Origin of the sequence: Flavobacterium sp., from assembly GCF_027490375.1 — a bacterium.
Taxonomy (GTDB): domain Bacteria; phylum Bacteroidota; class Bacteroidia; order Flavobacteriales; family Flavobacteriaceae; genus Flavobacterium.
In genome coordinates this window covers 1-4,839 of record NZ_JAIXYH010000025.1, presented here as the reverse complement: position 1 = coordinate 4,839, position 4,839 = coordinate 1, and the positions used below count along the sequence as shown (strand labels likewise).

3 protein-coding genes are annotated in these 4,839 nt (G+C 41.2%); 1 reads left to right on the top strand and 2 read right to left on the bottom strand.

Annotated features, from left to right (window positions below):
- Positions 1–303: 303 nt before the first annotated feature.
- On the bottom strand, positions 304–816 hold the full coding sequence (locus tag Q0064_RS03340; protein WP_298144266.1) for a hypothetical protein: 513 nt from the start codon (positions 814–816) through the stop codon (positions 304–306).
- Positions 817–2,035: 1,219 nt separating this feature from the next.
- Entirely contained in the window at positions 2,036–2,704 is a 669-nt protein-coding gene (locus Q0064_RS03335; RefSeq protein ID WP_298144263.1) for a hypothetical protein, read from the bottom strand.
- A gap of 586 nt (positions 2,705–3,290) precedes the next feature.
- Between Q0064_RS03335 and tyrS the strand changes: the two genes are divergently transcribed.
- Positions 3,291–4,595 (top strand): tyrosine--tRNA ligase, encoded by a 1,305-nt coding sequence (tyrS, locus tag Q0064_RS03330; protein ID WP_298144260.1) that lies wholly within the window; start codon positions 3,291–3,293, stop codon positions 4,593–4,595.
- The last annotated feature ends 244 nt before the right edge of the window (positions 4,596–4,839 follow it).

Genomic DNA, 4,839 nt, shown 5'->3' with positions numbered 1-4,839 from the left:
CTCCGGCGAATAGTGGGTTGAGGAGGCGACATGATACGTTAAGTGGTGTAATCATCAATTCCGATAGCTATCCCGATAGCCATCGGGACTAGCTTCTCCAAAAAGATACGTTAAGTGGTGAACGTCGCAAAGTCTTAATACTTAATACTCTAATCTTAATACTAAAAAAAGCGCACAGAAAACGCTGAAGCTCACAGAATTTTGTGGAATATTTGGCTGTTGAGGAAAACACAGAACGTAGCAAACCGCCTGAAAAATGTGCATCTGGCAATTGAGAAATGGCTGATGTTGTTGTGTTTTGATTTACTGCGACAACCTGAAAAAAGATAAAATCATTATCGAAATGCCGAGGATTAATAGTATAAAAGTGAAAGTCTTGTCTTGCTTGTTTCCGCCTCTGCCTTCAAAAAAACTAATGTAACGGGTCATAGATCCTTCTCCTACTTCATACGGAATAAACTCGCGCTTGTATATTTTCCAAAATAGCAATCGTACACTGTGATAGGCTAAAAAGCATAATATCGGAACTTCTGCAAAGGCTTCAGCGCCAACTAAATGGGCGGTACATAAAACGAGCCAAATGAGTGAGAAATAGATGTTTCGAAACCGCAGACCAAACGGACAAAAAATGGTAAGAAAACTGGCGCCAAAAGCAATATATGCAGAAACTTTTTCTGCATCCTTTGGTTTGTACGACGGAATGCTGAAATAATACACTAGTGCGAGAAAAAATACCAGAATGTACAACAAATCGGAAGTGATTAGCTTTCTAATTTCCAACTGAGCAATGGTGAATTTTCTGTTTTTTACGTTCATAAATTGTTCGGTTTACCCCAATTTTTGCCGCAAATTTAGAAGAATTTAAAAAGCGTACGTTCGATGAAAAAATTGATGTCGGTTTTTAACATACAATTGGTTGTTTGTTAGGTTCAACTTGGTAGCATGTGTAACCTGATAGCGTGACATGTTCGGAAATTGTAACAAACCAACGTGGTAGAAATTTTACGGTAGGGGTGGTGGGGAGTGTTTTACTATAAAAAGACAGCGAGAAGAAGGCTGTTCGAATCATTTTGAAATAGTGTAAAGAATACAACTGGGATGTACTCGTACGACAGCGAGGATTTTGGGGAGTGCGTTGCAATTTTAGTGCTTTTTATATTAAAATGTGGGCGCGCCGGCAAACGAGTCGTCGCTGCGCAAAAAATAGGCACGCCGTCACGTGTTCCGCTGTATCTTTTAGGCAAAACGGCAGTGGAAATACGTAGCGCCTAAAAGGATGACGCTGCACCCGTTCGCGCGGAAAAGTTGCGCAAGGGAAAAAAGCGAATTCCAATAGCTATCGAAAGCGAAAAAAGTAAAAGAAGCGAAAGAATGAAGAAATAGAAAAGGTGAAAAACCTCATTTGCGATGAACTTCCCAAAGCACTCTAGAACCAACGAATTGTGGGTTCGTCAGGACAAAACGATACGTGAAGTGGTGAACTTATTTTAGGGACGTACGCTTCAAAATGAAATTTTGTACGTATCAGTACGTAGTAAACTTAGTCGGCTACTTAGTTGTGTAGGTTTTTAACCTTGTTTTAAGGGTCGCCTACGCTATTTTATGGGTTGCGCATCTTGTTTAGTAGGTCGGCGACTCAAAAAACTTATATGGCGACTATGTTTTATTTGTTTCAAACGTAATTTAATGGGTAGCCAACCACGTAAACTTATAGCGCGGCATACTAAACTAGGTAGCCCACTTAGTTGCATACGCCTATATACGTACACATGTTAATATATTGCTCATTTTTCGATGAAATTTGGCAGATAAAAAAACGCTTCGTTGCGGAAGCGGTTGTGATGTTTGTTGGCGTGTTGCGTTATGCACTTGGGCTTGTTGGTGCAGCGTACTTTCGAGGTAGCATTAAATTCGGGAGCGTTTGAGGAACAGGGCACTTTTCGATAATGTATTTCCAACCCAATACTAGCTACAGTTTTTTTATATGCACCACGCTTAAAGCTTATCATACAGCCGTATGTGCTGCTAAATCTAATTAGTAATTATCTAACAAATCAATAATATGTAATCTATAGCCTTTTATTAGTTTATACAATTCAGTCCCAACCAATAGCATATTATATGAGAAATCAACTTTATGGGGAATTTTAAAATTATGTCCGCCATTTATTAAAAGTTCATTGATGAAAAAGCCATTTCCTTTTGAAGTCTTTTTATTAAGTTTGAGATGCTCATTAGAGAAATGAATGTATCCACTTGCATTTTTATAAAGAGATTTAAAGCCTGGAAAATGCTTGTTTAATTCAGTTGCAAGATAATCATCTGTCATTTTATTTCCTTCAGCATCTATCATGTTTCTGATGTGTTTACCTGCTAAAACATCCTGAAAGAATTTCCCCCTGTCGTTTACCAAACTTACGGCATATACTCTCATACAATTATCTGCTTGTAACCTCAGTAAACCTACTGCTGTTATGTAATTTTCAGTTTCACATAAGGTGATATATGCTTTATTTAGAGCAATTGCTCTATTTATGGCAGAGAAGATGAAAATACTAGGTGTAAAAACTAGCTTTTTAGCGGTTTCGATTTTAAATATATCGACTGCCAGATCATTTAAATCTTTGCTAAGATTATTAATTTCTTGAAAGATTGATTTCAAGTCCTCTTCTGTTACATCATTATTTATCGTCTGTTTTTCCATTTTATAATTCAAGTGAAAATTTAACTAAACAACTTTTGAAATTCTATACATCTTCTCAACTGGAGATAAAAAACAACTCATGAGAAAAAATAAATAAGATTTGATGAGATTTCAATTCGTAACAATATTAAAATCAATTTATTTAAATCTTTATTCTTTCAAAAACGAGTTGCGAGTGTCACTTAAAAACTTAGTTGTTTGTAAATTACAAATCTACCCACTCCCCTCCTCCCAACACTACCTACATATAGGTATTTTTCCACCAAATGCCAGTAACGTCTCGCCCTAGCCCCGGTTGCAGCGGCAGCCCGCAGAAAAAGACGCTAGTTTGAATTGGGCTAGAAACGGCGACCCAAGAAGCCGGGTATAGCCCAATGAAAAAAGCGTATTTTTTGAGGACTACAGCGGAAAACGGGAATAGCTTCACAAAAACAAAAACTGTAAACCTCTTTCGTTAGGAGTTTGGCTTCGTAAAATTAGTTGAGCGGGTGCGGCGTGCGTTCGGGTAATCGTTTGGCGAAAATGCAGCGGCTCTTGGTATCAATTATCCCTACTCACTTGCTTATATTTGCGCAAATTTTTTGAGATGAACAATTTAGTAGCAGAATTGCAATGGCGCGGCTTGGTGCACAACATTATGCCCGGAACGGAAGAACAACTTTTAAAAGAATCGACTACCGCTTATATCGGGTTCGATCCTACTTCCGACTCGCTGCACATTGGCAGTTTGGTGCCCATTATTTTGTTGGTGCACTTGAAAAATTTTGGTCACAAACCCATCGCGCTTGTGGGCGGTGCTACAGGCATGATTGGCGATCCGTCGGGGAAATCAGACGAACGGAACCTGCTCGACGAAACTACTCTCGAACGCAACGTGGCCGGTATTAAAGCTGTTTTGAGTCGGTTTTTAGACTTCAACGCCACCGACGCCAACGCGCCCATCCTGGTAAACAACTACGATTGGATGAAGGAGTTTAGCTTCATTAGCTTTGCGCGCGACGTTGGAAAACGCATCAGTGTTAACTACATGATGGCCAAAGAATCGGTTAAAAAACGCATTCAAGCCGAAGGCGATGGGATGTCGTTTACCGAATTCACCTACCAACTTATTCAAGGTTACGACTTTTACCACCTGCACAAAACCCACAACTGCATGCTACAAATGGGCGGATCGGACCAATGGGGAAATATTACCACCGGAACCGAACTCGTGCGCCGTATGAACGTGGATAACCAACCCGATGCCAAAGCGTTTGCGATGACGTGTCCGCTGATTACCAAAGCCGACGGCAGCAAATTTGGAAAATCGGAAGGCGGCAACATCTGGCTCACCGCCGATAAAACTTCGGTTTATAAATTCTACCAATTTTGGCTAAACACCGCCGACGATGATGCCGAGAAATACATCAAGATTTTCACGTTTCTAGACCAAACTACTGTTACCGCTCTCATCGACGAGCATAAACAAGCGCCGCATTTACGCATCCTGCAAAAACGCCTCGCCGAAGAGGTAACCGCATTTGTACACGGCAAATCCGAACTGCAAAATGCCATTGCCGCCTCGGAAGCCCTCTTTGGAAACAGCACCGACGCCCTAAAAACACTCGATGCGCAAACGTTTCTGGAAGTTTTTGAAGGCGTTCCGCAAAAGGAATTACCGCGGGAACTTTTTGAAAACGGCGTGGAAATCATCCGGCTTTTAGCCGAACAAACCGGATTTTTACCTTCGAACTCGGAAGCTCGTCGCGCCCTAACGGAAAATTCGATTTCCATTAACCGCGAAAAAGTGGGCTTAGACAAAGTGGTAACCCCCTCGGATTTCTTAACCGACGGCCTGCTGCTGTTGCAACGCGGGAAGAAGAATTATTTTGTGGTGCGGGTTAGAGGTTAGAGGTTAGTCCCGATAGCTATCGGGATCGCGACGTTCACCACTTCACGTATCTTTTTACTTCCCAAACCACGTATCGTAGGCGCCTGAGCGTGTTGAAGGCAAGAGAATTATTTTTGGAAAATGACACGTTCTGTGTTTTCCTCAGCGGCGTCGTATTCAGCAAAATTCGGTGTAGTTCGGTGTTTTCTGTGCGCTAGAGAAGCTCGGAACGTCAGCTTGTAAAAGGCAGCGTTGTGTCCCTATT

Excerpts from the sequence above, each read along its gene's own strand:
- Q0064_RS03335 (WP_298144263.1), bottom strand. The coding sequence starts at position 2,704 with ATGGAAAAACAGACGATAAATAATGATGTAACAGAAGAGGACTTGAAA.
- Q0064_RS03340 (WP_298144266.1), bottom strand. The coding sequence starts at position 816 with ATGAACGTAAAAAACAGAAAATTCACCATTGCTCAGTTGGAAATTAGA.
- tyrS (WP_298144260.1), top strand. The coding sequence starts at position 3,291 with ATGAACAATTTAGTAGCAGAATTGCAATGGCGCGGCTTGGTGCACAAC.